At 66.5% G+C, this 25,889-nt stretch carries 22 protein-coding genes; 3 read left to right on the top strand and 19 right to left on the bottom strand.

Annotated elements, in window-relative coordinates:
* Positions 1–75: 75 nt before the first annotated feature.
* The 11 genes from ACN675_RS07935 to ACN675_RS07885 form a co-directional block, all read right to left on the bottom strand.
* A complete protein-coding gene (locus ACN675_RS07935; RefSeq protein WP_420750329.1) occupies positions 76–1,905 on the bottom strand; it encodes an N-acyl-D-amino-acid deacylase family protein in 1,830 nt (609 codons plus the stop codon).
* A gap of 33 nt (positions 1,906–1,938) precedes the next feature.
* Positions 1,939–3,369 (bottom strand): MFS transporter, encoded by a 1,431-nt coding sequence (locus ACN675_RS07930; protein WP_197251439.1) that lies wholly within the window; start codon positions 3,367–3,369, stop codon positions 1,939–1,941.
* A gap of 39 nt (positions 3,370–3,408) precedes the next feature.
* Positions 3,409–4,599 carry an aromatic ring-hydroxylating oxygenase subunit alpha gene (locus tag ACN675_RS07925; protein WP_420750328.1) on the bottom strand — a complete coding sequence of 397 codons (1,191 nt, stop codon included), beginning with the start codon at positions 4,597–4,599 and terminating at the stop codon, positions 3,409–3,411.
* A gap of 45 nt (positions 4,600–4,644) precedes the next feature.
* The gene (locus ACN675_RS07920) at positions 4,645–6,063 is read right to left on the bottom strand and encodes an aldehyde dehydrogenase family protein (RefSeq protein ID WP_420750327.1); all 1,419 of its coding nucleotides are present in this window, start codon (positions 6,061–6,063) and stop codon (positions 4,645–4,647) included.
* A gap of 6 nt (positions 6,064–6,069) precedes the next feature.
* Positions 6,070–6,750, bottom strand: a complete 681-nt coding sequence (locus tag ACN675_RS07915) for a TetR/AcrR family transcriptional regulator (protein WP_420750326.1) — start codon at positions 6,748–6,750, stop codon at positions 6,070–6,072.
* Positions 6,751–6,820: 70 nt separating this feature from the next.
* Positions 6,821–7,339 (bottom strand): lipocalin-like domain-containing protein, encoded by a 519-nt coding sequence (locus ACN675_RS07910; protein WP_420750325.1) that lies wholly within the window; start codon positions 7,337–7,339, stop codon positions 6,821–6,823.
* 16 nt (positions 7,340–7,355) lie between these two features.
* Complete coding sequence (locus tag ACN675_RS07905) at positions 7,356–8,531, bottom strand: thiolase C-terminal domain-containing protein (RefSeq protein ID WP_420750324.1); 1,176 nt, start codon at positions 8,529–8,531, stop codon at positions 7,356–7,358.
* Positions 8,528–9,010: a Zn-ribbon domain-containing OB-fold protein gene (locus ACN675_RS07900; protein ID WP_420750323.1), complete on the bottom strand. Its 483-nt coding sequence runs from the start codon at positions 9,008–9,010 to the stop codon at positions 8,528–8,530. Before ACN675_RS07900 ends, ACN675_RS07905 begins: the two co-directional genes overlap by 4 nt.
* Before the next feature lie 64 nt (positions 9,011–9,074).
* Positions 9,075–9,887: a mycofactocin-coupled SDR family oxidoreductase gene (locus ACN675_RS07895; RefSeq protein ID WP_420750322.1), complete on the bottom strand. Its 813-nt coding sequence runs from the start codon at positions 9,885–9,887 to the stop codon at positions 9,075–9,077.
* Positions 9,888–9,938: 51 nt separating this feature from the next.
* The gene (locus ACN675_RS07890; RefSeq protein ID WP_420750321.1) at positions 9,939–11,126 is read right to left on the bottom strand and encodes an LLM class flavin-dependent oxidoreductase; all 1,188 of its coding nucleotides are present in this window, start codon (positions 11,124–11,126) and stop codon (positions 9,939–9,941) included.
* Between the two features lies 1 nt (position 11,127).
* A complete protein-coding gene (locus ACN675_RS07885; protein WP_197251403.1) occupies positions 11,128–11,604 on the bottom strand; it encodes a cupin domain-containing protein in 477 nt (158 codons plus the stop codon).
* A gap of 479 nt (positions 11,605–12,083) precedes the next feature.
* Here ACN675_RS07885 and ACN675_RS07880 point away from each other — a divergent pair, with 479 nt between their 5' ends.
* The gene (locus ACN675_RS07880; RefSeq protein WP_420750320.1) at positions 12,084–13,322 is read left to right on the top strand and encodes a cytochrome P450; all 1,239 of its coding nucleotides are present in this window, start codon (positions 12,084–12,086) and stop codon (positions 13,320–13,322) included.
* 75 nt (positions 13,323–13,397) lie between these two features.
* Here the strand turns inward: ACN675_RS07880 and ACN675_RS07875 are convergent, their stop codons facing one another.
* The 8 genes from ACN675_RS07875 to ACN675_RS07840 form a co-directional block, all read right to left on the bottom strand.
* Positions 13,398–15,824, bottom strand: coding sequence for a CaiB/BaiF CoA transferase family protein (locus ACN675_RS07875; protein ID WP_420750319.1), 2,427 nt, complete (start codon positions 15,822–15,824; stop codon positions 13,398–13,400).
* Between the two features lie 40 nt (positions 15,825–15,864).
* A complete protein-coding gene (locus tag ACN675_RS07870; RefSeq protein ID WP_420750318.1) occupies positions 15,865–17,310 on the bottom strand; it encodes an aldehyde dehydrogenase in 1,446 nt (481 codons plus the stop codon).
* A 25-nt stretch (positions 17,311–17,335) separates the two neighbouring features.
* A complete protein-coding gene (locus ACN675_RS07865) occupies positions 17,336–18,529 on the bottom strand; it encodes a thiolase C-terminal domain-containing protein (protein WP_420750317.1) in 1,194 nt (397 codons plus the stop codon).
* Positions 18,526–18,969: a Zn-ribbon domain-containing OB-fold protein gene (locus ACN675_RS07860; RefSeq protein WP_420750316.1), complete on the bottom strand. Its 444-nt coding sequence runs from the start codon at positions 18,967–18,969 to the stop codon at positions 18,526–18,528. Before ACN675_RS07860 ends, ACN675_RS07865 begins: the two co-directional genes overlap by 4 nt.
* Positions 18,966–19,283, bottom strand: a complete 318-nt coding sequence (locus ACN675_RS07855) for a hypothetical protein (RefSeq protein WP_197251407.1) — start codon at positions 19,281–19,283, stop codon at positions 18,966–18,968. The genes ACN675_RS07860 and ACN675_RS07855 overlap by 4 nt, the downstream gene beginning before the upstream one ends.
* A 74-nt stretch (positions 19,284–19,357) precedes the next feature.
* Positions 19,358–20,845 carry an acetyl-CoA acetyltransferase gene (locus ACN675_RS07850; protein ID WP_420750315.1) on the bottom strand — a complete coding sequence of 496 codons (1,488 nt, stop codon included), beginning with the start codon at positions 20,843–20,845 and terminating at the stop codon, positions 19,358–19,360.
* Positions 20,842–21,879, bottom strand: a complete 1,038-nt coding sequence (locus ACN675_RS07845; protein ID WP_420750314.1) for an LLM class F420-dependent oxidoreductase — start codon at positions 21,877–21,879, stop codon at positions 20,842–20,844. The genes ACN675_RS07850 and ACN675_RS07845 overlap by 4 nt, the downstream gene beginning before the upstream one ends.
* A 55-nt stretch (positions 21,880–21,934) precedes the next feature.
* Positions 21,935–22,750 carry an enoyl-CoA hydratase/isomerase family protein gene (locus ACN675_RS07840; protein WP_248675086.1) on the bottom strand — a complete coding sequence of 272 codons (816 nt, stop codon included), beginning with the start codon at positions 22,748–22,750 and terminating at the stop codon, positions 21,935–21,937.
* 96 nt (positions 22,751–22,846) lie between these two features.
* Here ACN675_RS07840 and ACN675_RS07835 point away from each other — a divergent pair, with 96 nt between their 5' ends.
* Both ACN675_RS07835 and ACN675_RS07830 read left to right on the top strand, forming a co-directional pair.
* Positions 22,847–23,689 carry a glucose 1-dehydrogenase gene (locus ACN675_RS07835; protein WP_197251411.1) on the top strand — a complete coding sequence of 281 codons (843 nt, stop codon included), beginning with the start codon at positions 22,847–22,849 and terminating at the stop codon, positions 23,687–23,689.
* 4 nt (positions 23,690–23,693) lie between these two features.
* Complete coding sequence (locus tag ACN675_RS07830; protein ID WP_420750313.1) at positions 23,694–25,844, top strand: molybdopterin-containing oxidoreductase family protein; 2,151 nt, start codon at positions 23,694–23,696, stop codon at positions 25,842–25,844.
* The last annotated feature ends 45 nt before the right edge of the window (positions 25,845–25,889 follow it).

Raw genomic sequence — 25,889 nt, 5'->3', positions numbered from 1 at the left:
AATCGCGACGCCCTCCGCACGTCCGCGACCGAGAAGCCCGGAAGCACCGACGTCCGTGAGCGGCGTCACACCAAGTTATCTAACGGGAGTAGATTGCACAACCACCGAATCGGGGACGGTCGCCGACCTCCTTCGATAGAGCCGGCCCGGCCGCGCCCCCGTGTCCCGGTCGTCCCGTCTCGTCACAACGCCCGCGACCACCGTGGCCACGTAGCCGCGCGCTTCCTGAATGAACCGCTCGGCGCCCGACGGCAGATCTGCGACGAGCCGCGGTGCCGTCAACGACAACCTCGCGAGGTCGATGACATTCAGATCGGCGCGCTTACCGACGGCCAACGTGCCACGGTCGTCGAACCCGTACAGGTCGGCCAGATCTTTCGTGAGCTTGCGGACCAGACCCTCGATCGCAAACCGTGGCCCCCGGCGACGCAACCCCCAGTGCGACAACAGGAATGTCGGGAAGCTTGCATCACAGATGAAGGCAACGTGCGCTCCCCCGTCTCCGAGACCCATCACGTACTGGGGATCGGCGAGAAACTCACCGATCCGGTTCAGATTTCCGTGAAGGAAGCCGGTCGCGAACCAGATGAGGATTGCACGCCCCTCGTCGGCGATCAGCTGGTCGTAGAGAACCTCGAGCGGGTCCCGCCCTTCGAGCCGCCCGCGTTCCGCCATCGACGTGCTCGGGTCCGGTTCGTAGTCGAGATCCTGGAGGCTGTAAATGTTCGCGAGGTTGCGCTGCAGCGTCAGGTGAGTGTGTTTGCGCGGGTCACCGGAGTCGACGGGCAGGTCCTCTTCCGCCAGGATCCGTGCCTTCACCGACGGCTCCGACATCCGGCGTGCCCGCTCGGGCAACGGAAGATCCGCGATCTCGACATACCCGGGACGCCCCATGAACGGGTGGTAGGTCGCCAGTGAGATCAGACCGCCGATCGCCCTGGGCGCCACCTGAGGGTAGATGCGTTCGCCGGATCTGCCCGCTTCCGCAACAAGAGCACGAGCCTTCGTGAACTCCTCTGCGCCGAGCGTGAGGTTTTCGGCGAAGGTGAAGGTGATTGATTGCCCGGTTGCCCGGTGCAGTCGTCGCATCATCTCGATCTCCGACGAGAGCGTGTTGGCATCACGCCGACCCAGCCCGGCCCGATACTGTTCGCCGGGCTGCCCCTCTACACCCCCGGCGACCCCGGAGGGCACCAACTGGAACACACCACCACCCGCATCACGCATCGCGCAGGCCATGGCGAGCAACTCCTCCTCCGCAGCCCTGGTACCCGGGAGGATCCCACCACCCGACCCGCGGTGTGCCGCCACCCGGGAAGTACCGACGCCCACCGCACCTGCACCGATACCCTCGCCGACGATGCGAGCGATCTCGGCGATCTCCTCGTCGGTAGCCGATTCGTCCGTTTCCGCGCGGCTTCCCAGCACATATGCACGGACTGCACTGTGGGGAACCTGGGTGGCCACATCTACCGCGAACTCACGGTCGGCGAGGACGTCCAGGTACTGCGGAAAGGTCTCCCAGCCCCATGTGATGCCGTCGTGGAGAGCTGAGCCGGGAATGTCCTCCACGCCCTCGGTCAGGGCAACCAGCCAATCCTCGGATCCCTTGCGAACAGGGGCAAATCCGATTCCGCAGTTGCCGGTGACAACAGTTGTCACGCCGTGCCCCGACGACGGAAGCAGCTCGGAGTCCCACGTGAGCTGACCGTCGTAGTGAGTGTGCACATCGATGAACCCGGGAGTGACCAGCTTGCCGGTCGCGTCGATCACTTCACGGGCATCCCCAGCGATCTTCGGCTCGACTGCGACGATCCTGCCGTCGGCGATCGCCACATCACGCACCACGGCAGGTTCGCCACTACCGTCGGCGATCGTGCCGTTCTTGATCAAGAGATCGAACACAACACCCTCCTGGGTTGTCGGAACGGGTCGCGCTCAAGCCGGCTCGGTGGCCCTGTCGACGACCGTGGGTGTCTCGCGATCGGCCCGATTCCTCCGGGGAACAAGTGCCACCAGTACCGCTGCGGCAACTCCGGCGAACGCGAATGCGTAGAAGGCCCAGTCCGCTCCGAGGGCGGAACTCATGATCAGGCCGGTGAGGATGGGGCCACAGACGCCACCCAACCGCCCGAGACCCACCGCCAGCCCGAGCGCCGTGCCACGAGCCGCCGCCGGATAGTAGACCCCGACGAAGCCGTAGACACCCGTCGTGGACGAGGCGCAGAAGCCGATCAGCAGAACCAATCCGAACACGATCGCCTGCGCCGGCTGGAGCGTCAGCGCCGAGACCGCCAGCGCACCACCGATGAAGCTCACCGAAATCACCGGGCGGGAGCCCAGCCGGTCGGCGAGACCCGTGATGACGACCATGCCGATCCCGCTGCCGAGGTTGAAGGCGAGCAGGAACGTCAGTGCCGATCCGAGATCGTAGCCGGAAGCCCGCAGCATCTGAGGGATCCAGGTGTTCATGCCGTACGAGACGAGCAGGCCGAAGAAGGTGATGAGCGGGAACATGATCGTCGCGATCCGGAAGCCCGGGGCGAGCAGCAGTTTCAGGCCGGACTTCGGCGCTGCACCCGTGCTGTGCGACCGATCGAGTGCCATGCCCGATTCGGCACCCGCATCGATCGCGTACCGCTGCGCCAGTGCGCGCGCCTCTTCGTGGCGGCCCTTACCGGTGAGGAAGGCGATGGACTCGGGCAGGTACCGGAATGCAACCACCAACAACACGATGCCGAGAAGACCACCCGCTGCGAACATCGCCTTCCAACCGAACGCCGGGATCATGAAGATGGCGGCAACGGATACCAGAACACCCCCGATGGGGAAGCCGGTCTGGATGACACCGTTGTAGAACTGCCGTCGGTCGACCTTGACGTATTCCTGTGTGAGAGCGATGAGAGTGGGGAGCGCTCCACCGAAACCGAGCCCCGCCAGCAACCGGAAGAGACCGAACGCCTCCAGGTTCGGAGCGATGGCGCACAATCCGGTGAACAGGCTGAAGCTCACGATGCAGGCGAGCACAACGGGCCGCCGACCGATCCGATCGGTGAGGTAACCGGCCAGCATGGCGCCGGCCATCATCCCGAACAGGGACAGACTTCCGATCAGTCCTGCTGTTGCTGTGGTGATCCCCCACTGTTCGGTCTCCAGCAGCGTCGGCAGCACTGCGCCGAACATGATGAGGTCGACACCGTCGAGGATGGTGATGGCCAGGCAGGTGAGGACCACGGAGCGGGCACCCGATACGGCCCGCCCCTCCCCCGATCCGATGATTTGCGACATGTTGGTTCCTTCAGGGGTGAGTATCCGAGATTCGGAATCGGTGCTGTACGAGTGACGGCGGGAACGTTTGTCGACCGGCAGGACGGCACCGACGGAGCCGGCCTGCCGGAAACCCGACTCTCATCCCCACTTCTGTGGATCCGCGAATGCACGTGCCATCCACCGATGGAAATGCTGGTTTGCAATCTCGTTGCGCCCGAAGAGCAGTGGTCCAAGGTCCGTGTTCGACACGGCCCTCTGGAGTCCTTCGTTGACGACGAGGTCCTCGTCACGAAGCACCGCCATGAGGATGTTCCAGTTCTTGTCCCACCGCGCCTTCTGCTCGTCCGTCACGGCCGGTTCCCGAGTCAGGAGACGGATCTGCATCCGTGTCCCGACAGCGGTGCCCGGAGCCGGGACGAAGTTCAGCACTTCCAGATGGTCGGGCTGACGCAGCACCGACATGTTCGGCATCAGGAAGTGCGCCACGGTGATGTGCCGATCGATCGGCACCTCTGCGGGTGCCCCGCCGCGAACCGAGTCGATGCTCTTGCGTGCCGTCACCATTCGCCCGTGCCTGCCCATCGGCTGCCATGACTGGGCGTTGTTGTAGAAGTACGGGGCGACCGTTCCGGCGTGGGTCGAGGTGATGTGGTAGCCGTCGAGGAAGGCGTCCATCAGGACCTTCCAATTGATGTCCACGTCGAAGTTCCCGACGGTGTAGCAGGTGTACTCGTCCATTTCCATGGCGGCGAGCGAGTCGTCGAACTCCTGCCCGAGCCACGCTTCGATATCGATCTTGCGGCCGTCCGCTGCCGAGTCGACGACCCAGACGAACCCGTGCCGCTCCTCGACCGGGACCTCCAGCAGGCCCATGCAGCTGCGGTCCACCATCCCGAACGTCGACTCGTCCGCGATCGATCGCAGACCGCCGTCGGCCCCGTATGCCCAACCGTGGTACCGACAGGAAAACGTTCGCTTCGAACCCTTTTCGTCCGGAACCAGCCTGGCTCCTCGATGCCGGCAGGTGTTCACGAATCCGCGCACGCTTCCGTCTGCCTGGCGGACGAGAACGACCTCGTTGTTCGGCAGCTGGACGGTCACGAAGTCGTTCCTGCCGGGCAGTTCGGTGCTGTGCGCCGCGATGATCGGAATGTGCCCGAACAGTTCACTGCGTTCCCGGGCCGCGAGTTCCGGATCGGTGTAGATGCGGGGATCGATCTCGAGGATCCCCGGCGCCATGTCGGTGGTGCCGTTGTCGAGGTGGTCGAACATCGCGCGGGCGAAGCCCGCTTTCGTCGTCTCGTCGTAGGGCAGGTCGGTGTAGACCATGGTGCTCACTCCTTCGCGGGGCCTCTGCGGGGTGCCGTACGAACGTCACGGAAGCTGCAGGCTCTTGATCTCGGTGAATTCCTCGAGGCCGAACACCCCGCCCTCACGCCCGTGTCCGGATTGCTTGAAACCACCGAACGGCGCTGCGCCGTTGAACTTTCCGCCGTTGACCTCGATCTGGGTCGCACGCAACCTGCGGGCCACCGACTTCGCACGCTCGAGGTCGCCGGACCACACGGCACCGGCGATCCCGTAGATCGTGCCGTTCGCAATCTCGACGGCCTGCTCGATCGTGTCGCAGGCGATGATCGACAGCACCGGTCCGAAGATCTCCTCCTGTGCGATCGTGGATTCCGGGTCCACGTCGGAGAACACGGTCGGTTCCACGAAGAATCCGGTGCCGACGGGCGCATCGACCGACCCGACGACCAGTCGTGCGCCTTCCTTGATGCCGGATCGGATGTAGCCGAGGACCCGCTCACGCTGGGCTGCGGTGACCATCGGTCCGAGCTTGGTGTCGCCGTCGGTCGGGTCGCCGGGCAGGTACGAGGCAACCGCCTGCGCCGCGAGTTTCTCGGCCGCTGCCAGGCGAGAGCGCGGGACGACCATCCGGGTCTGCGCGTTGCAGGACTGTCCGCCGTTCATGAAGCAGGCGCGCACCGTGTGGGACACCGCCTGCGCGAACTCCTCGTCGTTCAGGTCGTCGAGCAGCACGGCCGCGCTCTTTCCGCCCAGTTCGACCGATACTCGCTTCACGGTTCCGGCGGCCCGTTCGAGGACTCGCTTGCCGACCTCGTTGGATCCGGTGAAGCTGACCATGTCGATGTCCGGGTGAACGGCGATGGCTTCGCCGACGATGGGTCCGTACCCGTGCACGAGATTGAACACCCCGGGCGGGATTCCGACTGCGGCGACCGCTTCCGCAAGAGCACAGGCGGTGAACGGGGCCACCTCACTGGCCTTGACGACCACCGTGCACCCGGTCACCAGCGCGGCGCCGATCTTGGCGGTGATCTGGTGCAGCGGGTAGTTCCAGGGGGTGATGCACCCGATCACGCCGACCGGCTCCCGCACGATCAACGAGTTGCGCAGCGGCGCTTCCCATGGGAAGTCGGCGGCGGCGGACACCGCCTCGCGCAGGTCGATGATGCCCAGTCCGACCTGAGCCCACCGAGCGACCCGGCGCGGGGTGCCGACCTCTGCCACGACGATGTCCGTGATCTCGTCCTGCCGCCGCTCGAGTTCGTCGGCCAGACGCGAGACGAGCTCCGCCCGGTCGCTCGGGGCCGTCTGCGACCACTGCACCAAGGCTCGCCGCGCCGCCGCCACCGCGCGATCGACGTCCTGCGCGGATCCCGCGGGAACGCTCCCGATCCGCGCTTCCGTGGTCGGATTCACCACGTCGATACGTTCGTCGTTCGCCGACGCGATCCATGCGCCGTCCACATACAGGTCGAGTGTCATAACGGTCTACTCCGCTCCGTCGGTAGTTCGAATTTGGCCGGGTAGTTCGATTCGGGTTCCCGGGTAGGGGTCGGCTCCGTTCGTGACGCCGGCGAGAAACCCACGGATCGTCACGACGAAGAGCTCTCGTGACGACCAGCCGTTGGCGTCCAGCGCACGGGTGAGCGTGGGGTGCCTGCGCTCGTCGACGTTCGGAAATACCTCCCTGCTGCCGACCGGGTCGCGCATGAGGTCGCCGAGCGTGGTTGCGAGAGAGATCTTCTCCAGCCCGTCCAGGATCACCACATGCAGGGACGCAGGGACGCCCCCTTCCTCGAGGATCCGGGCACACTTCTCGTAGGTGCCGGTGAGGATGTCCCGCGGAAGAAACTGCACCAGGACCAGTGCCGCATTGGGATGCCGGAGGATCGCGTCGCGGTAGTTGAGACTGAGATCGACGAACCACTCCACCCAGTGGGTGCCCGGCGGACGTTCGGGGAGAACCGCTTCCGTCATCAGCTTCTTCGCCACCTCCGTCATGAGTTCACGACGATCGGCGAAGTGGTGGTACAGCGACGAGGTCCTCACATTCAGCTGCTTGGCGACGCGGGGCAGACTGAACGCGTCCATTCCTTCGGTGTCGATGATCTCGATACTGGCTGCGACCGCCGAACTCCGACTGATCAGGGGTTTTGTCGGTCGTCCCACTGTTCCCACCTTCGATCGAACAACGAATCGGAAGCATCCGTCCGGCGCCGTTGCGTCGGGGTCGTCTGCATCATGGCGCCGGACTCGTACCAGCCCGCAGCAACGGCTCCGCCCGTCCCATCCGAGGCGCTACGCGGCGCCAGACCAACGCCGGAAACAACGTGACGGTCCGGAACACGAGCGGATCCGAGGACAGCGTCATCAGATCGCCGTCGAAGCGCACATCTCGCTTCTGGTTGTCGCCGATCCAGTTCGGGTACAGCGATACCGCCATCTCATGCCAGACCGCGGCGTTGTCCTCGTCGACGTGATAGGGGCCCGAGTACGCCAGGTACCCGCCGGCAGCCTCACCTCGCTCGCTCGTCTCACCGCTGTGTACGTTGCGCGACCGGTACGGGGTGCGGCCGGGACGCATGATCTGTGCCGACATGAATCCGTCCGCCGAGTAGACGATCAGACCGCGAGCGTCGGCTCCCAGCGGGTGGTCGACCTTCCCGTCGTCGGAGGTCGTCGAGTACTCGACGAGTTCCCAGGCCCCGACGATGCGCTCGGCGATCGACAGACCACCGATACCGGCGTCGATACTCATTCTGCTTCCTCTCCACTCACAGCACGTCACGCGTGCAGAGAAGGATCGAACTCGAGAGGGCGGCCATCGGCCCGCCGATGAACAGGGAGACCTTCGCGTCGGGCACCTGGTTGGTGGAGGTGCCACGCACCTGGCGGACGGCCTCCACAGCCAGCCCCATTCCGTTCACGAACGAATCCGCGAGGTTGCCACCGCTGGTGTTCACCGGGAGAAGCCCGTGCGGGGCCGTCAGGTTCTCGACGGTCATCACCTTGCCTGCCTCGGCTCCGGGCGGGCACAGCGAGTGATCGATCAGTGCGGCCACTCCGGAACCGCTGAAGTTCTCGTAGACCTGGGCCACGTCGACCTGGTCGGGGCCGAGTCCAGCATTTTTCCAGAGGGATTCGGCGACGCCGGAGGATCCGGAGAAGCCGGCCGAGCTGTAGTCGGGATCGTTCTCCGTGTCGGTGGCGTACCCACCCATCGCACCCTGAGCCCCGGCCAGTACGTAGGCGGGGTTCGGATGAAGCTTCTCGGCGCGGTCTGCGGCGACCAGAATCAGCGCTACGGCTCCGTCGTTCTCACGCGAGCAGTCGTAGAGACGGTACGGCTCGACGATCATCCGGGACGCTTCGTAGGCCGGCTCGTCGAGCGGGCGGCCGAACGCCGCGGCATCCGGATTCTGCTGCGCGTGGAAGTAGTCGGCGAGAACCAACGCCCTCACAGCAGATTCGGGAACACCGTCGTGGTCGAGCATCCGCCGAGTTCGCAGCGCACAGGCCTGGGCCGGTGATCCCACCCCGTGCGGGAGCATGTGACCGTCGAAATGATGCCTTGCGTATCCGAGCCTTCCGGAATCATGTTGTGCCATAGCACGATAAACGACAACACACTGTGCCTGACCCGCTGCGATGGCGACCGCCGCGTTGGTGATCGCCGCGGCGGCGCCACCGCCGCCACCACCCCAGATCATGTTGGACCATCGGATCCGATGGGACATCAGCGAGGCACCCACGACGGTCCCGTCGTTCTCGCCGCCGCCGTACGAGACGAATCCGTCGATATCGCGTGGGGAAACACCGGCATCGGCAGCTGCTTCGACGATGGCCCGCAGTGTCATCCGAAGCTCACCGTCGGGCGATTCCCCTCGCTTGTAGTGGAATTCGCTGACGCCCACTACTGCCGCCGCACCACGGAGAAATGTATCGGTCATCGCTGTGCTTCCTTCCCCGGCTCGGACGATGCGCTCACGCGGCGCCAGCGGAGCAGCGGCCAGGGCGCGTCGGACGGCTGCGCGATGACGCCCGTGACGTGGTCGCCGATGGCGATTCCGGTGTCGCCGCTCTCCGCCAGCAGACCGAGAACGCGTCGCCCTCCGGCATGGGGCAGTTCGACGAGGGCGGTGATGTACGGCAGGTCGCCGGCCAGTTCGGGGACGAACGGATGCCAGGTCCGCGACCACGAGAAGACCCGCCCATGCGGTTCCACCGCGACCCAGTCCGGGTCGAACGTACTGCACCGCCCGCACATCCAGCGCGGGCCCCAGATCCAGAGGTCACACGCGGCGCATCGCTGCAATCGCAGCTCCCCTGCCCGCAGCCCCTCCCAGTAGGGCAGGTCGAGGCCGTCCGCGTACGGACCGACCAGCTCCGTGGCCGGGAACTCGCGGGTCACGCTGCCACTCGGGGTCATCGAAATCGCTCCGCTCTCGTGAAATGGCACGTCTGCTTCTGCCGCTGGGGCAGGTCACGTCCGGTCAGTGCTTGGTCAGGTATCCCGCATCGATCGGCAGGTCGATCCCGGTGACATACTTCGCGGCATCGGACACGAGCCACAGCACCGCATCCGAGATGTCCTGGGGTTCGAGCATCATGACGTCGAGCAGGTTCGTTCGGTCGTTGTGCTTCCACTTGCGCACCACGTGCGGCAGCACCTTCGACAGGCCGGTCGCCATGGGCGAGTCGACTCCGGTCGGGTTGACCGTGTTGACCCGGATGTTGTGGTCGGCGAGCTCGAACGCGAGGGTGTCCTTCAGGCCCTGAAGACCGTGCTTCGCGGCACCGTAGTGACCCCACGACGGTGAAGCACCCAATCCGTCCACCGACGAGGTGATCACGATCGATCCACCCCGACCACCCTCGATCATCACGGGCACGACGGCCTTGCAGGCCTTCCACGCGCCGGTGAGGTTGACGTCGAGCATCGTCTGCCACGCGTCGTCGTCGATCTCGATCGTCGACTCGGCATGATCGTGAATACCCGCGTTGGCCAGCAGAATGTCGATCCGGCCGAACTGCGACACGGCCAACTCCGCAACCGCCTTCATATCCGCACTGCTCCGGACATCGGCCTGCATGCCGGCGATCTCGCCCCCGGCTTCCTTGACCAACCGGATCGTCTCCTCGAGATCCTCCGGGGTCGCGAGTGCGTACTGCACCTCCTCGATCGGTGCGGCGACGTCGCACACGACGATCTTCGCGCCCGCGGCTGCAAGGGTGAGCGCGTGGGAACGTCCCTGGCCTCGTGCCCCACCGGTGATCACAGCTACTTTTCCGTCGAGTGACGTCATCGATTCTCCTGGTGTCGAAACATGGGTTCGGTGTGGGAACTTCCGGACCGGCTAGCGGGTGCTCTTCGCGCGCTCGTAGTCCTGCGTCGCCTGGCTGATGCCGGTCGCGAAACGCTCGCTGAAGCCATCTTTGCGCGCCTGCGTCCAGTGGTACGAGTTCAGGAGCGGCTCGCACGTTCCCCTGAAGTGCGGCATGACATCTCGCATGAGGATGCGGTACATGCGCGAGGTCGCCTCGGTTTCCGCCCAATCGTGCGCCGTCGCAAGGAAGGTGCCGAAACCACCTGTGCGGTCGATGATCTTGCGGATGTAGGCGATGGCGTCGTTCGCGTCGCCGATGCAGCCGTAGCCTGACTCGTTGACGCGCCGGACGAGTTCCTCGTGTGCGACCTCCTCGCCGGGTTCGATCATCTTCATCGGGGTGACGACGTGGCGGTAGTCCATGAAGTCGCGCAACCCGTATCGGGTGTCCTCTACTGCCTGTTCGAAGGTATCGGCGATATGGATGTTGCCGACGACCGCCCAATCCTTCCGATTCACCGTCTGCCCGTGCTCGTTCGCCTCACGGGTGGTGATATCCCAAGTCTGCGCGAGCAATTCGACCGATTTCGCACCGGTTCCACCGATGGACAGCAGACCGAGCCCGTACTTTCCGGCGAGCTTCGGGCCCGACGGCGACATCGCCGCTGCGACGGTGATCGGGACGCCGGGATACGAGTAGGGGCCCAGCTGGACCCGGGCATCCTCGAGCGAGAACCATTCCGTCTTCCTGTCGATCGGACCGGGCGTGGTGAGCAGTTCGAGGATGGCGTCGAGGGCTTCTTCCATCCGCGGCCGCAGGAGGTTGTAGTCCATACCCATCATCTGCGAGTCCGCCACCAGCGCGCCGGGCCCGACCCCGATGCGGATTCGGCCACGAGTCATGTGGTCCAAAAAGGTGATTCGATCGGCAACCATCAGCGGATGGTGGTAGGGAAGGGAGATGACGCCGCTGCACAGCTCGATGCGCGACGTTCGCTGCGCGGCCGCCGCGATCATCAGTTCCGGGGACGGTCCGACCTCGTATCCGCCGCTGTGATGCTCCCCGAACCACACCTGGTCGTATCCGAGTCGATCAAGCTCCTCGACGTGGCAGAGGTCCTGTTCGATCGCCATCGTAGGGTTACGCCGAGGGTTGTGATACGGCGGAAGGAACACTCCACACTTCAGTGGCGCAGCCTTCGCATTTGTCGAATTCATGTCAGGTCTCCTGTCGATAGTTGCGTGATGCGCCGCAGATGGTGACGATGGCCCGGGCCGTCCGTTCACCGCGGTTGTGCCATCGATGTTTGTTGCCGTTGACGACCACCGTGTCGCCGGCATTCAATTCGACCTCCACGCCGTCGTCGAGCTCGAGGACGAGCGAACCTTCCAGAAGCACATGGACGTCAACGGAATCGGTGCGGTGAAAACCCGGTGCGTCGTCGTCCATGACGACGATTCCGTTGTCGTTGTCGCCGATGCGCCCGGGTTCGAGGACCCAGCCGATCACCCACACTCCACCGGGATCCGGAAACCCGACGGTGTCCGGTATCGCACCGGGATCAGGAACCTCGGGAATGCCTTCGGTGCGCCAGATCGGGTCGATGCCGGCGGCGTGGATCCTGTCGATCTTCTCGTCGGCCACGAGCACCGCCGCACCGTTCCGCTCCATTGCGATCACACGTCGAAAACTCATCTCCGACCTCCGGGAGACAACTCTGTAGCGGCGCAGATTCTCGAAAAGCAGCTGCGCCGAAGGGAACTCGGGTCGATATCGGGTCCGTGCCGCCAACGCGGGCACATGAACTGTCCTACAACGGGTTTCAACCCGGTCGAACACACAAGAAGCACCACCGCACATCTCGTGCGCTACGCGACCCGCACACATCGGAGTGCTTCAGATCACATCACTCAATCTAAATGCTATCGGTTAATCGGTCAAGCGGAGCGAGCGGTTCGGCAGAATCCAGGAAATCGCGGACCCGAGACATCTACACTGTTGACCAGCGGGAAATCGCTGATCTACTTTCTTCCCAGGGGAATCGCTCTTCTTCCCAAGGCAATTCCCCTTTCATGGCAGCTCCCGCACTTGTCACCGCGCGTCCTCGGCCGACTCCCCGGAAGCCACCTCACCGAGGCGATCTCCCGGACCACTCCCCTCGCGAAGGATCACCGATGATCACGACACAGACCGATATTCCCGCTCACCTGATCACCGACTTCGATGTCTACGATCCGTCCCTGGCCGTGCCTACCGACGTCTTTCAGGAACGCGTCGCCGCATTACGCAGGCAGGGTCCGATCCTCTATTCCCCACACCACGGCGGGCACTGGGTCGTCACGAGGTACAAGGAAGCCCTCCAGATCCTCCAGGATGCAGAGACGTTCTCGAGCTTCCCGAACAATCTACTCAATGCCGCACAGGGCAAATTCCTACCGCTCGAACTCGACCCGCCCGAACACAGCTACTACCGGCAGGCCTTGCAGCCACTGTTCAGCCCCAAACGTATGAAGGCGCTCGAACCCGAGATCCGAAGAATCATCAGCGAGCTGATCGACCGGTTCGCGCACAAGGGCGAATGCGAGTTCATCGCCGAGTTCGCACACGAATTGCCGACTCGAATCTTCCTTGCTCTCATGGGGTGGCCATTGGGCGACGCACCGCAGTTCACGGAGTGGACGGACATCACGCTGCAAGGCATCCCCGGTGCGACCGAAGAGGAATCCGCCGCGGCCCGCGCGAAGGCCGCCGCCGAAATCTACGAGTACTTCGGGCGGGTCGTTGCGCAGGTCCGATCCGGCGAAGACCGTTCCGAAACCCTCACGGCGCAGATCATCAACACCCCTCTCGACATCCAAGACACACCCCGGCCACTCTCCGACGAGGAGCTGTGCCGAATGTTCTTCCTGCTTCTGGTCGCGGGGCTGCATACCGTCCAAGGCGCTCTCGCGTGGGGACTGATCCACCTGTCGCGCAATCCCGAGCAGCGCGAGGCGATCGTCGACGACCCGACGCTGATCCCGTCGGCGGTGGAGGAGATTCTGCGCATCGAGACCGCGACGAGCGCCGGCCGGCGCGCAACCCGCGACGTTCGGATCGGCGGTGTCTCCGTCAAGGCCGGCGATCAACTACTGGTGGTGATGACCGCCGCCAATCGTGACGACGACGAGTTCGACAGCCCGGACGAGCTTCGCATCGAGAGACATCCCAATCGTCACATCGGATTCGGTGCCGGTCCTCATCGCTGCCTCGGCTCCCACCTCGCGCGGCTCGAGCTGACGCTGGCCCTCGAAGAGATCCACTCGAGGATTCCCGACTACGCCCTCGTCCCGGGTGATCCCGCCGTCTTCCATTCGTCACAGGTCCGGGGCTGCGCGAAGCTTCCGATCACGTTCACGCCGTCGACGCGCTGAGATCCGCCGGGCCGCCGACGGGTCCGCAACGACGAAGGTCCCCGGAGGAAAACTCCGGGGACCTTCGGGCTTGCGTCACACTGTGGAGGGAACCGGCGACAGCGCCGGATCGTCGGCGGGGGGCTGCAGCACCCTGTCACGCACGAGCGCGTCGATCTCGGGCGTGCTCAGGCCGAGCACGGTCTCGCAGATCTCCCGCGTCTGCTGTCCGGGCGCCGGCGCCTGCCGCAGCGGCCAGGCCGGCAACGCCGAGAAGTGCGCCACCTGCTTCGCCGTCGGCAGCGAGGCCGGCAACAACTCGTGGGTGAGTTCGGTGTACGCACCGCGGGCGACGAGCTGCGGATTCGTCAGCAACTCCGGCAACCGGACCATCGCCCCAGCGGGGATGCCGACTGCCTGCAACGCCTCCATCGCCTCGGTCGGCGTGCGCAGCGCCATCCACTGCGCGAGAACCTCGTCGACCTCGGCCCGATTCTCGATCCTGCGCTCGGCGGTCGCGAAACGCGGGTCGTCGGCCAGCTCGGACCGTCCGAGGACCTCGCACAGCCGGACCCAGTCCTCGTCACCGCGGACGGTGACGGCACACCACTCGTCGTCACCCGCGCACGAGTACACCCCGGACGGCGCCGAGTACGGATCCGAATTGCCCGGTGCGTGAATCGATCCCGGCTCGAGGTACTCCGCGACGAGTTGATTGGCCAGCTGCACGATCGCGACATCGGCCTGCGCGACCTCGATCGCGGCGCCGCGCCCGGTACGAAGCCGGTTGATCAGCGCGGCGAGGATCGTGGTCGCGGCGACCTGTCCGGCGATGTGATCGGGGTAGACGGTGGAGCCGTCGCACAGCCCGTCGGAGGCGTCCGAGTACCGCCAGAGCGCCGAGACACCGCAGGCCGCCCGCACCAGCGGCCCGTAGCCGAGGCGCTTGTTCCACGGTCCGACGCTGCCGAACGCGCTGCTCTCGGAGACGATGATGCGCGGGTTGATCGCGGCGAGCTCGTCGTACGACAGGCCCATCGCGGCGAGGGTGCCGGGCTTGAAGTTGGCGAGCACGAGGTCCGCCTCGGCGGCGAGCTTCTTGAAGATGCGGATGCCTTCGGGGCTGCGCAGGTTCAGCCCGAGGCTGCGCCGGTTGCGGTGGCCCCACGCCACGGACGCGGCCAGAGCGGCGCCGCGCTTGGACTGGCGCAGGCCGTCCGGGAAGTTCGAGTTCTCGATCTTGATGACATCGGCGCCGTTGTCCGCGAACTGACGCCCGAGTTCCGCGCCGAACACGACGACACCCATGTCGAGAACCCGCAGGCCCTCGAACGGGCGTGTGCCCGGTTCGCGGCGCGGCGCGGGGATCGGGTCACGCGCATCGTCGGTGGCCCCGAAGACCTTTTCGTTGTGTTCACCGGGTTCCGGTGCGCGAGTGCGGATTCCGGCCCGCTCGTCGTTGATCTTCGCGTAACCGGACGGAACCCGTGCGGTCAGGCCGGGCGCGATCTCGGTGTCGACGAAGGTGCCGGACGCGTCGAAGTGCTCGGTCGTCAGCACCTCGGCGACGGTGTTGAGCCCACCGATCGGGATACCGCGGGCAGCGCCTTCGGCGACGAGTTGGTCGCGGGTGTAGGTGCTGAACAGCTGCTCGATGAGGGGGTTGAGGCGATCGGACGCGGCGAACCGGGCGGGGATCGTGTCGTACTTCGGATCCGCGAATTCCTCGGGCTCACCGAGCCATTCGAACATCGCCCGCCACTGGCGCTTGGCGAGCAGGCAGATGCGCACCTGACCGTCGCCACACCGGTAGACCGGATAGAAGTTGGCGGCGTCGGGCCGGCCCCGCGGGAAGTCCTCGGAGCGGCCGGCGGCAGCGGACCCCTGCACACCGAAGCCGGGATCGAAGCCGTGCGTGACGACCTCGAACGCCGAGACGTCGACGGTCTGCCCCCGTCCGGTGTGCAGGCGGTCGAAGTAGGCGAGCAGAGCCGACCACGCCGTGTGCACGGCCACCGACTCGTCGATCAGGCCGTTGGGTGGCAGCAGCGGCTCCTCCCCCGGTTCACCGGACCGCGACAGCACGCCGCTGAGCGCGTAGAGAACCTGCTCGGTCGCCGCCCAGTCGCGGTACGGACCGTCCTGCCCGAAACCGGTGATCGACACGGCCACGAGCGCGGGATTGATCCGGCACAGATCCTCGGCGCCGATGCCCCGCGCCGCCAGGAAGCCCGGCGCGAACGAGTCGAGGAGAATGTCCGATCGCCGTGCCAATGCGCGCAGCCGGTCCCGGTCCTGTTCGTCGTCGAGGTCGAGGACGACACCGAGCTTGTTCGCGTTGCGCAGCGCGAACGGAACACTCACTCCGTTCCGGACCGGCTGCGCCGATCGCCCGGCCGATCCGCCGGGAAGTTCGACCCGGACGACCTCGGCCCCGAGGTCGGCGAGAAACCTGCCTGCGGCGTCGCCGAATCCGTCCGTCAGTTCCAGTACCCGGACACCCTGCAGTGGAAGTGCCATCATGTGCTCCAAAGTGTGTGCTTGCCGCGAGATCCCGCGCGCATCAGCGAGTTCCGAAGTACACCGACTTCGCGTTGAAGTACGGCGCCAGTCCCTCGGGTCCGAGCTCGCGGCCCAGCCCCGACGACTTGACGCCGCCGAACGGCGCCGCGAGATCCAGGGCGTAGTAGTTGACTCCGACGGTGCCGCTGTGGATGCGTGCGGCCAGGTCGAGGCCGTGCTGTTCGTCGGTGGTCCAGACCGTGCCGCCGAGGCCGTATTCCGAGTCGTTGGCGATCGACACCGCTTCGTCCTCGTCGCCGTACGGGGTGATGGTCAGGACCGGGCCGAAGATCTCCTCCTGCGCGATGCGCGCGGAGTTGTCGACATCGGTGAACACGGTCGGCTCGACGAACCAGCCCACGGACTGCGACGCGGGGCGCCCGCCACCGGTGGTGATGCGGTAGCCGTCGGCGCGGCCGGCCTCGATGTAGCCGAGCACGCGCTCGCGCTGCGCCGCCGACACCAGCGGCCCGATGTTCGTCGCCTTGTCGAGCGGATCGCCGACGGTCAGCGCCCGCACCGTCTCGGTGACCGCCTCGACCACCTCGGCGTACCGCGAGCGCGGCGCGAGGATCCGGGTGCTCGCGTGGCAGGTCTGGCCGTTGTTCACCAGCGACACCTCGAGCAGGTTCTGCGCGAGCACGTCGAGGTCGGCCTGCTCGGTGACGATCGCCGCGGACTTGCCGCCCAGTTCGAGGGTGACCGGGCGCAGCAGCCGGCCGCAGACTTCGCCGATCGCGCGGCCCGCGGCCGTGGACCCGGTGAACGCCACCTTGTCGACGCCGGGGTGCGAGACCAGGTAGGCACCGGCTTCCCGGCCGGCGGGGACGACGTTGAGCACGCCCTCGGGCAGCCCGGCCTCCACGGCGGCGTCGGCGAAGGCGAACGCGTCGAGCGCGGTCTCGGGTGCCGGCTTGAGGACCACCGTGCAGCCCGCGGCGAGCGCCGGCGCGAGCTTCATCGCCGCCAGCGGCTGCGGATAGTTCCACGGGGTGATAGCCGCGACCACACCCACCGGCTCGCGGCGCACGACAGTGCGACCACCGAAGGCGCTCGGGCGCACATCCTCGCTGTCGGCATCGCGGATCAGCCCCGCGTAGTACGAGATCATCGCGGCGGGACCGAAACCGTTGACAGCACCCGACAGAGCGATCGGCATGCCGTTCTCCCGGCTCACCAGCTGGGACGTGTCCCGGCCACGAGATTTGAGGGCGGCGGCGAACCGGTCGAGCAGGTCGGCGCGCTCACTGTTGGTGAGCGTGCTCCACGGGCCGGTCAGCGCCGCGCGGGCCGACGCAACGGCCGCATCGATATCGGGCTCGGATGCGAGAGCCGAAGTGCCGAGCACCTTCTCGGTCGCCGCCTCGATGACGTCGGTGGTGGCACCGGACTTCGGCGCCACCCACCGGCCGCCGATGAACAGTTCGTTCCTGTTCAGGTCGTTCATGTCGTGCCTTTCGCAGGGGTGACGGTCAGAGCGTGTCTTCGTGGCCGAACAGCACCGAACTCACGAGCGGCGCCATCGGGCCGCCGATGAACAGCGACGTCTTCGCATTCGCCACCGGGTTGGTCGAAGTGCCGCGGATCTGGCGGACCGCTTCGACCGCGAGGTTCAGGCCGTTGACGAACGAGTCGGCGAGGTTGCCGCCGCTGGTGTTGATCGGGAGTTTGCCGCCCGGTGCGGTGAGGTTCTCGATCGTCATGAACGTGCCGGCCGCTTCGCCCGGCGGGCACAGGCCGTGATCGATCAGCGCCGCCACGGCGGGGCCGCTGAAGTTCTCGTACACCTGCACGACGTCGACGTCGTCGGGACCCAATCCGGCTCCCGCCCAGAGCCGTTGCGCGACACCGGGTTTTCCGTTGTTGGCGGGCCCGAATCCGGCGGACATGTACTGCTCGCCCAGGTCGTTGTCGATCAGCTCGGAGAAGCCGCCGGGGGCGCCCTGAGCGCCGGCGAGCAGGTAGGCCGGATCGGGGCGCAGGGTCTTGGCGCGTTCGGCGGAGACGAGCACCAGCGCGACCGCGCCGTCGCTTTCCCGCGAGCAGTCGAACAGGTGGAACGGTTCGGCGATCAGCCGGGACTTCTCGTAGGTGTCCTCGTCGAGGGGCCGGCCGTAACCCTGCGCGGTCGGGTTGTTCTGCGCGTGCTGGTACGCGGCAAGGACGAGCGCGCGCATCGCGCTGCGCGGCACGCCGCCGTGTTCGAGCATCCGCTGGGTGCGCATGGCGCAGATCTGCGCGGGCGAGCCGATGCCGTGGGCCAGGAAGTGACTTCCGTAGTGGTATTTCGCATACCCGAGACGGCCCGTATCCTCCTGCGACATGGCGCGATATACCACGACGCACTCGGCCTGGCCGGTGGCGATCGCGGCGGCCGCGTTCGTGATCGCGGCGGCGACACTGCCACCGCCACCGCCCCACATCATGTTCGACCAGCGCAGTTCGTCGATCAGCAGTGCGCCGCCGATGATCGCACCGTCGTTCGGACCGCCCGCGTAGGAGACGAAACCGTCGATCTCGCGGGGGTTGACGCCCGCGTCGGCGCACGCTTCGAGAATGACCTCGAGGGTCATCCGCTTCTCGCTGTGCGGTGCCTCGCCGCGGCGGTAGTGCTGTTCGGCGACGCCGACGACCGCAGCGGCCCCGCGCATGTTGCCCGCGCTCATCGCTGTTCTCCTTCTTCGGTCGTGCCGGTGCGACGCCAGCGCAGCAGCGGCCAGGTCGCACCCTCGGTGTGCTCGAACACCCCGACGACGCGGTCGCCGATCTCGGGGTTCGTGTCGATGTCGTCGGTGAGGATGCCCAGTACCCGGCGGCCGCCGGCGTGGGGCAGTTCGACGAGCACCGTCACGTAGGGAAGCTTGTCGGCGTATTCGTCCATGTAGGGGTACCAGCTGCGATTCCAGCTGTAGACGGTACCGACGGGTTCCACTGTCTCCCAGCCGATGTCGAAGCTGTGGCAGGTGCCGCAGATGGCCTGCGGGCCCCAGATCCAGGTGCTGCACCCGGTGCAGCGCTGCAGCCGCAGTTCACCTTCGAGGAGGCCTTCCCAGTAGGGCTTGTCGAGCCCGTCGGGAGCGGGCCCCCAGGGTTCGGTCGTCGTCATGCGTTCGCGTCCGTTCCTGTCGGAAAGTTCTCGAGTTTCGCGGCCAGCCACCGTCCGTCGCGGAGTTCCCAGATGGAGCGCAGCCCGATCGAGCGGTCGCCCATGTCGTAGACGGTCTCGCCCACCATGAGGTCGCCCTCGGCACGCACGTCCTTGATCTCGAAACCCTGGGCGGCCGCGCGCGGGGCGTCGACGCCGTCGAAGACCTGCGGAATGTTCTCCTGCACCATGTCGGCCAGGGCGGCCTTCATGTTTCCGGCGACGACGTAGCCCACGTGCTGTTCGTACAGGGCGCGGAAGTCTTCGACAGACATTGTGAACTCCTCGCTTTCGTGACACGAGACCGTCGTGTCAGTGGCATTAACCTTATGTCTTTAGATAAAGGCCGTCAACGTCGGGCGAACCGGAACTGCCCGTCCTCCGAGACGACGACCTGCCTGCCTGCGACATCGTCCTCGACGAGGCGCGCGAGATCGTCGGCGTCCGTGGTCGCGGCGAGCGTCCGCTCACCACCGGCGATGCGGGCTGCGAGGAAACCGCGCTCCGGGGCGCCGTCGCGGCCGTACACCACGGTCCACGACTCCGCCGACGCCGTGCCCGCACAGGACAGCAGCGCCTTCGTCGTGGGGAGCGCGTCGACCTCGGCCTGCACGTCCAGACGCCGGAAGCCGCCGGCCGGTGGTTCGGACCGGTACACGCCCATCGCGTGCTTGGTCAGGTACCCGCTGTTGGCGGTGACCAGGCCGTACGAGCCGGGAGACTCGCGCAGCCGCGCCGCCATCGTCGCGATCGAGTGGCTGACGTAGTTGTTCCACGGTCCGCCGCCGAACGTCAGGCCACCGGTCACGGTGAGGGGCCGACCCGGGTCGTCCAGGGCGAGACCGAGTTCGTTCGCCGCGACCTGCACCGCCGAGGGGAAGCACGAGTACACGTCCACGTGCGCGACGTCGTCGAGCCCGATCCCCGCGAGCTCGAGGGCCCGCGCGCCCGCGATGCGGATCGCCGGGGACCGGTCGAGCGCACCGCGTTCGGCGATCGCGTAGGTGTCGTGCGATTCGGTGCCGGACTGCGGAAAGACCCAGCGCTCCTGCGAAATTCCGAGCCGGGTGGCGGTCTCCACCGAGCACAGCAGCAGCACCGCGCTCTGATCGACCATGTTGTTCGAGTTCAGCAGCTTCGTGTAGGGCGTGGAGATCATCCGGTTGTCGGGCGACGGGGTCGCGATCTCCGCGGCGGTGTACTCGCGCTGCACCCAGGCGTTCGGGTTCGTCGCCGCGATCTTGCTGAACCGCGACCACAACCCGCCGATGAAGTCCTGGTGCTCCGCGACCGAGCGCCCCGCCGACACGCGCAGCGCCTGCTCGAACAGCGGATAGACGTACGACGGCCGGTCCAGACCGATCCGACGTTCGCTCTCGTCGGCCATCGGCACGTCGGTGACCATGATCTCGGCGGCCGGCACCGACTCGTCCTGCACCGTCCATTCCGGGCGCTGCTTCTGCGCGCGCAACTTCGTTCGGGTGCGCCAGGATTCGGCACCACCGATGAGCACGACGTCGGCTCGCCCCGCGGCGATGTCCTCGGCGGCACCGTTGACGAGCACCTGCGGTGTGCTGCCGCCGTTGCCCGAGTAGCCGGTGTGCCGGACGGTCGCGCCGATGCGCTCCCCGACGAGCGCACCCGGATCGCGGTAGCGCCAGGACAGCAGCCCGACCACTCGGACCGAATCGACGAGTTCGAGCAGTCGCGCCGAACCGGCATCGTCGGCCGCCGCGCGGGCGGCACGCACCATCAGGTCGACGGGTTCGATGCCACCGTCGCGCTCGTTGACCTGGCCGACGCCGACCAGGACGGGGGTTCTCGGATCCAGACTCACGACTGCACTGCCTCCAGAATGCGCTTACGATTCTCCGGCTTCGGCCACCCACCGAGGATGAGGGTGGTGAGACACGTCGGCTTCCACTTGGTTTCGATCTCTTCGACGATCTTGTCCGCGGGACCGACGAGCGCGACGTCCTCGACCATCTCGGTGGGCACGGCCTGCGCGGCGAGATCGGCCCGCCCGCTCAGGTACAGCTCCTGGATCTCGGCACAGACCTCGCCCCAGCCCATGCGCGCGAACACGTCGTTGTGGAAGTTCGCACCCTTGGCGCCCATGCCGCCCGCATACAGGGCGACCGTCGGCTTGAGCCGGGCCGCGGCCTTCTCCACGTCGTCGTTCTCTACGAGCCAGCACACGTTCGCGACCTCGAAGTCGTCGGCCGTGCGGCGCGCGCCTTCCCGGGCGAACCCCTCGGCGAGTGCCTTGCGGTAGAACTCGTCGCTCTTGGGCGAGAACCACAGCGGTGTCCAGCCGTCGGCGATCTCGGCGGCCAGCGCCACGTTCTTCGGCCCCTCGGCGCCCATGTAGACGGGTATGTCGTTGCGCAGCGGGTGCACGATCGACTTGAGCGGCTTCCCCAGTCCCGTTCCGCCTTGCAGCGGAAGCTGATAGTGCCGTCCCGAGTAGGTCACCGGTTCGTCCCGCGCCCACACCTGGCGCATGATCTCGATGTATTCGCGGGTGCGTTCGAGGGGCCGCGGGTACGGCTGCCCGTACCAGCCTTCGACGACCTGCGGTCCCGAGGCGCCGATACCGATGATCACGCGGCCGCCGCTGAGGTGGTCGAGGGTCTGCGCAGCCATCGCCAGCGCCGTCGGTGTGCGGGCGGACATCTGGCACACCGAGGTGCCCAACTTGATCGTCGATGTCTGCGCGCCCCACCACGCCAGCGGCGTCAGCGCGTCGGACCCGTACGTTTCGGCGGTCCAGAAACTGTCGACCCCGAGCGCCTCGGCCTCGGCGAGCATCCGCTCGACGTGCCGCGGCGGGCCCGACCCCCAATAACCTGCGGCGATTCCTACTCTCATGCTGCCTCGCTACTTCTGCTACGTGTGTTCTGGTCGAGCCGGCGTCGGCCGATGGTCAGTGATTCCGGAACTCGGGAGGACGCTTCTCGAGGAAGGAGACGACGGCTTCCCTGTGGTCCCGGGTCAGCGAGCTGAGGATCTGGGTGCGGTTCTCGAGGTCGATCGCGGCACGCATGCTGGGCACCTCGAGGTTCGACCACATGACTTCCTTGGTCATCCACACGCCGAACGGGCTGTTCTGCGCGATGGCCTCGGCGGTGTCCAACGCGACGTCGAGCAGTGCGTCGGCAGGTTCGACGGACGAGACGAGGCCGATGCGTTCGGCCTCGCCGGCGTCGATCGAACGGCCGGTGAGCATGATCTGCGCGGCCCGGGAGAACCCGATCATGCGGGGCAGAAGCCAGCTCATGCCGATATCGCAATTGGACAGGCCGCGGCGGATGAACGCGGCGTGGAACACCGCGGATTCCGACGCGATACGAATGTCGGCCATCAGTGCGAGCGACATGCCGCCGCCCGCCGCAGCCCCGTTGACCGCGGCGATGACCGGCGGCCGCGCGCTGCGGAAGTCGTCGACGAGACCCGCGATGTGCTTCTGCACCCGCAATCCGAGTTGCGCACGCCCCTCACCCTCCGTGGTGCCCGACGGCGTTCCGTATCCGCGCAGGTCCAGCCCGGCGCAGAAGGCTCGGCCTTCGCCGGTGAGGACGATCGCGCGGGTGGTCGAATCGTCGCGAACCTCGGCGAGCACCTCGTGCAACGCGTCGATGAGGTCGACGTTCATGGCATTCAGCTCGTCGGGGCGATTGAGCCGGATCACGAGCACACCCGGCCGCGGTCGCTCGGTCAGGATCGGTTTCACATCGGACATATGACTCTCCAAGGGACTGAGTGCTCGACACACGCAGACTAATGGCTTTAGATTAAAAGCTCAAGGAAACCGCGTACGGACGACCGAAGGAATCCCATGACGAACCTCGACGGCAAGGTGGCCGTGGTAACCGGAGCTGCGAGCGGAATCGGTGCGGCGACTGCGCACACGTTCGCCCAGCGTGGGGCCCGCGTGGTCGTCGCAGACATCGACGACGCACGCGGCGAGGCCGTCGCCTCCGCACTCGGCGACCGCGGCGTCTACCTGCACACCGATGTGCGCAACGAAGCCGAGGTGGAAGCCGCCGTCGCGCTCGCAGTCGACCGGTTCGGCCGGCTCGACTGCATGGTCAACAACGCGGGCCGCGTGGGCGCGTGGACGTTCCTCGAGGACACCACGCTCGAGGAGTGGGAGAACGGATTCGCGGTGCTGGCACGCAGCGTGTTCCTCGGGACCAAACACGCCGCGCGGGTCATGCGCGAGCAGGGATCCGGCAGCATCATCAACGTCTCGAGCGTCGCGGGCGTCCGCACCGGGTTCGGTCCGCACCCCTACAGCGCAGCGAAAGCCGCTGTACTGCAACTGACCCGAACCGCAGCAGTAGAGCTGGCCGAGTTCCGGATCCGCGTCAATGCTCTGGTCCCCGGCGGCGTCGCCACCCGCATCGTCGGCCACGGCGCCGGACTCGAGGACGACGCGCTCGATCGCAGTGTCGAGGCCGTGCGGCGCAGCCTGACGAACTTCCAGCCCATCCCCCGCGCGGGCGAACCCGAGGACCTCGCCCACGCCGCGGCGTTCCTCGCCTCCGACGACGCCGAGTTCGTGACGGGCCAGACCCTCGGGGTCGACGGCGGCCTGACCCTCGGCAAGAAGTGGCCGTCCAACTATCGAGAGGAAGCCCTCGCGGCGTCGTCGCGCGCCGCGACGGTCGGGGGATGACCGGATGACCGCGCGCCGGGTCCACACCTTCTGCCGCATCTGTGAACCGGGGTGCGGTCTCGTCGCCGAGGTCGAGGACGATCGGGTCGTCCGGTTGCAACCGGACCAGGACCATCCCGTCCACAAGGGCTTCTCGTGCCACAAGGGTGTGCACTATCTCCGGGTGCACGACGATCCGAACCGCCTCGACCGGCCACTCAGACGCACGAATCCACGCAGGACCGAGGCCGGCGACTTCGTACCGGTCGACTGGGACGATGCCGTCGGCGAGATCGCCGCCCGCCTCGGCGACATCCGTCGGCGGCACGGACGCAACGCACTGGCGATCTACCAGGGCAACCCGTCGGCGTTCAACGGCACCTACTACGCCAACGCCGCGGCGCTCGCACGCGGATTCGACACCCGGATGCGCTTCAGCGCCGGCACCCAGGACACCTCCGCGAAATACGCTGCGAGCGAGGCGATCTACGGGGCATCGATGGCCCACCCGATCCCGGATCTGCTGCACACCGACTACTTCCTCTGCCTGGGCAGCAATCCTCAGGTCTCGCACATGACGCTGATGCACGTCTCGGACCCCATGGGGAAGATCAAGGCGGTGAAACGGCGGGGTGGGACCGTGCTCTTCGTCAACCCGCGGCGGATCGAATCGTCGGGACCGGACACCGGCGACGTGCTGTTGATCAAACCGGACACCGATTTCTACTTCCTCGCGGCGATGCTGCACGAGATCGTATTCCGGATCGGATACGACCGCACCGAGGTGGAGAAGCACGCACGCAACGTCGACGGACTGCTCGAATTCGTGCGGCGCTATCCGGCCGAGCGGGTGGCCGCGGTGACCGGCATCGAAGCCGGCACCATCAGGCAGGTCGCCGACGACTTCTGCGCCGCGCCCACGGCGAGCATCTATATGGCGACCGGCGTGAACCAGGGACGCCAGGGCGCGCTGGCGTACTGGATGCTCAACATGATCAGCCTGTTCTCCGGCAACCTCGGCAGGCGCGGCGGCAACATCTACTCGCGCGGCATGACCGACGTCGTGCAGAACTCGAAGCGCAGGCGCGAGGATCCGTTCTTCTCCAGCAGCCTCGGAGAGACCCGCACCGTCGGCGGGGATCTTCCCGCGGCGCGGCTCGCGGAGTACATCGAGAATCCGGACGATCCCATTCGGGCGTTGATCGTGATCTCCGGCAACCCGCTGTTGTCGGTGGGCGGCGAGCAAGAACTCCGCCGGGCTCTGGCGAGTGTCGAGCTGATCGTCACCATCGACCTGTATCGCACGGTCACCGGGGAGATCTCCGATTTCGTTCTGCCTGCCACCGACTGGCTCGAGCACGAGGACGTCAACTTCCTCAACACGATGGGCGTGGCCTTGGAGCCGTACGTGCAGTACACCCCCGCGGTGGTGCCGCCGAAGGGTGAACGTCGCGACGACTGGTGGATCCTGTCGCGGATCCAGCAGGAGATGGGGGTTGCGACCCTGCTCGACGCCCCGGATCCCGATCCTCTCGCCGCGGCCGATGCCGCGATGCGCGATGCCGGTTTGAGCATCGAACTCCTGCAATCGATGCCGTGCCAGACGGCGGTGCTGCCCGAGGCGGTGCCGTCCCACGTGTTCACCATCGCGGTCCAGCACGACGACGGCCTGATCGATTGCTGCCCAACTATTTTCCGGCGCGCCTACCGCACCGCCGAGAACATCCTCGAGGAGCTGCGCGCCGAGAGCGCGGACCAGCTCAAGCTCGCCACCCGCCGCACCCCGTACATGGTGAACAGCTGGCTTCACAACCTTTCGATCTTGAAACAAGGTGTGCACCAGAATAATCCGCTGTGGATGAACCCCACGGATGCGGAACCGCGCGATCTGGCCGAAGGCGATCACGTCACCGTCCGCAACCGGTACGGCTCGATCTACGCCGTGCTGGAATACGACGACGGGCTGCGACCGGGCGTGGTGGCGATGACGCACGGCTGGGGCCAGCACACCGCTCGCAGCCTCGACGTGGCACGGCGTCACCCGGGGGTGAACGTGAACAACCTCTCCCCCACCGGAATCGGTGCGTACGACATCCTCAGCAATCAGTCACACCTCACCGGAATCAACGTCGAGGTCACGCGGAGCGAGAGCAGCACACCCGATAGACAAATCTAATGACTGTAGCTAATGTGGTCGGCGTCACTTCACGATCCGGGCCTC

This window comes from Rhodococcus sp. O3, from assembly GCF_048897285.1.
GTDB lineage: Bacteria > Actinomycetota > Actinomycetes > Mycobacteriales > Mycobacteriaceae > Rhodococcus.
Note: the sequence above shows the minus strand (reverse complement) of the source record. Positions and strands in the feature narration are given on the sequence as shown.

Excerpts from the sequence above, each read along its gene's own strand:
- ACN675_RS07860 (WP_420750316.1), bottom strand. The coding sequence starts at position 18,969 with ATGACGACGACCGAACCCTGGGGGCCCGCTCCCGACGGGCTCGACAAG.
- ACN675_RS07895 (WP_420750322.1), bottom strand. The coding sequence starts at position 9,887 with ATGACGTCACTCGACGGAAAAGTAGCTGTGATCACCGGTGGGGCACGA.
- ACN675_RS07890 (WP_420750321.1), bottom strand. The coding sequence starts at position 11,126 with ATGAATTCGACAAATGCGAAGGCTGCGCCACTGAAGTGTGGAGTGTTC.
- ACN675_RS07885 (WP_197251403.1), bottom strand. The coding sequence starts at position 11,604 with ATGAGTTTTCGACGTGTGATCGCAATGGAGCGGAACGGTGCGGCGGTG.
- ACN675_RS07855 (WP_197251407.1), bottom strand. The coding sequence starts at position 19,283 with ATGTCTGTCGAAGACTTCCGCGCCCTGTACGAACAGCACGTGGGCTAC.
- ACN675_RS07925 (WP_420750328.1), bottom strand. The coding sequence starts at position 4,599 with ATGGTCTACACCGACCTGCCCTACGACGAGACGACGAAAGCGGGCTTC.
- ACN675_RS07840 (WP_248675086.1), bottom strand. The coding sequence starts at position 22,750 with ATGTCCGATGTGAAACCGATCCTGACCGAGCGACCGCGGCCGGGTGTG.
- ACN675_RS07880 (WP_420750320.1), top strand. The coding sequence starts at position 12,084 with ATGATCACGACACAGACCGATATTCCCGCTCACCTGATCACCGACTTC.
- ACN675_RS07835 (WP_197251411.1), top strand. The coding sequence starts at position 22,847 with ATGACGAACCTCGACGGCAAGGTGGCCGTGGTAACCGGAGCTGCGAGC.
- ACN675_RS07845 (WP_420750314.1), bottom strand. The coding sequence starts at position 21,879 with ATGAGAGTAGGAATCGCCGCAGGTTATTGGGGGTCGGGCCCGCCGCGG.
- ACN675_RS07910 (WP_420750325.1), bottom strand. The coding sequence starts at position 7,339 with ATGAGTATCGACGCCGGTATCGGTGGTCTGTCGATCGCCGAGCGCATC.
- ACN675_RS07830 (WP_420750313.1), top strand. The coding sequence starts at position 23,694 with ATGACCGCGCGCCGGGTCCACACCTTCTGCCGCATCTGTGAACCGGGG.
- ACN675_RS07875 (WP_420750319.1), bottom strand. The coding sequence starts at position 15,824 with ATGATGGCACTTCCACTGCAGGGTGTCCGGGTACTGGAACTGACGGAC.
- ACN675_RS07865 (WP_420750317.1), bottom strand. The coding sequence starts at position 18,529 with ATGAGCGCGGGCAACATGCGCGGGGCCGCTGCGGTCGTCGGCGTCGCC.
- ACN675_RS07900 (WP_420750323.1), bottom strand. The coding sequence starts at position 9,010 with ATGACCCCGAGTGGCAGCGTGACCCGCGAGTTCCCGGCCACGGAGCTG.
- ACN675_RS07920 (WP_420750327.1), bottom strand. The coding sequence starts at position 6,063 with ATGACACTCGACCTGTATGTGGACGGCGCATGGATCGCGTCGGCGAAC.
- ACN675_RS07870 (WP_420750318.1), bottom strand. The coding sequence starts at position 17,310 with ATGAACGACCTGAACAGGAACGAACTGTTCATCGGCGGCCGGTGGGTG.
- ACN675_RS07905 (WP_420750324.1), bottom strand. The coding sequence starts at position 8,531 with ATGACCGATACATTTCTCCGTGGTGCGGCGGCAGTAGTGGGCGTCAGC.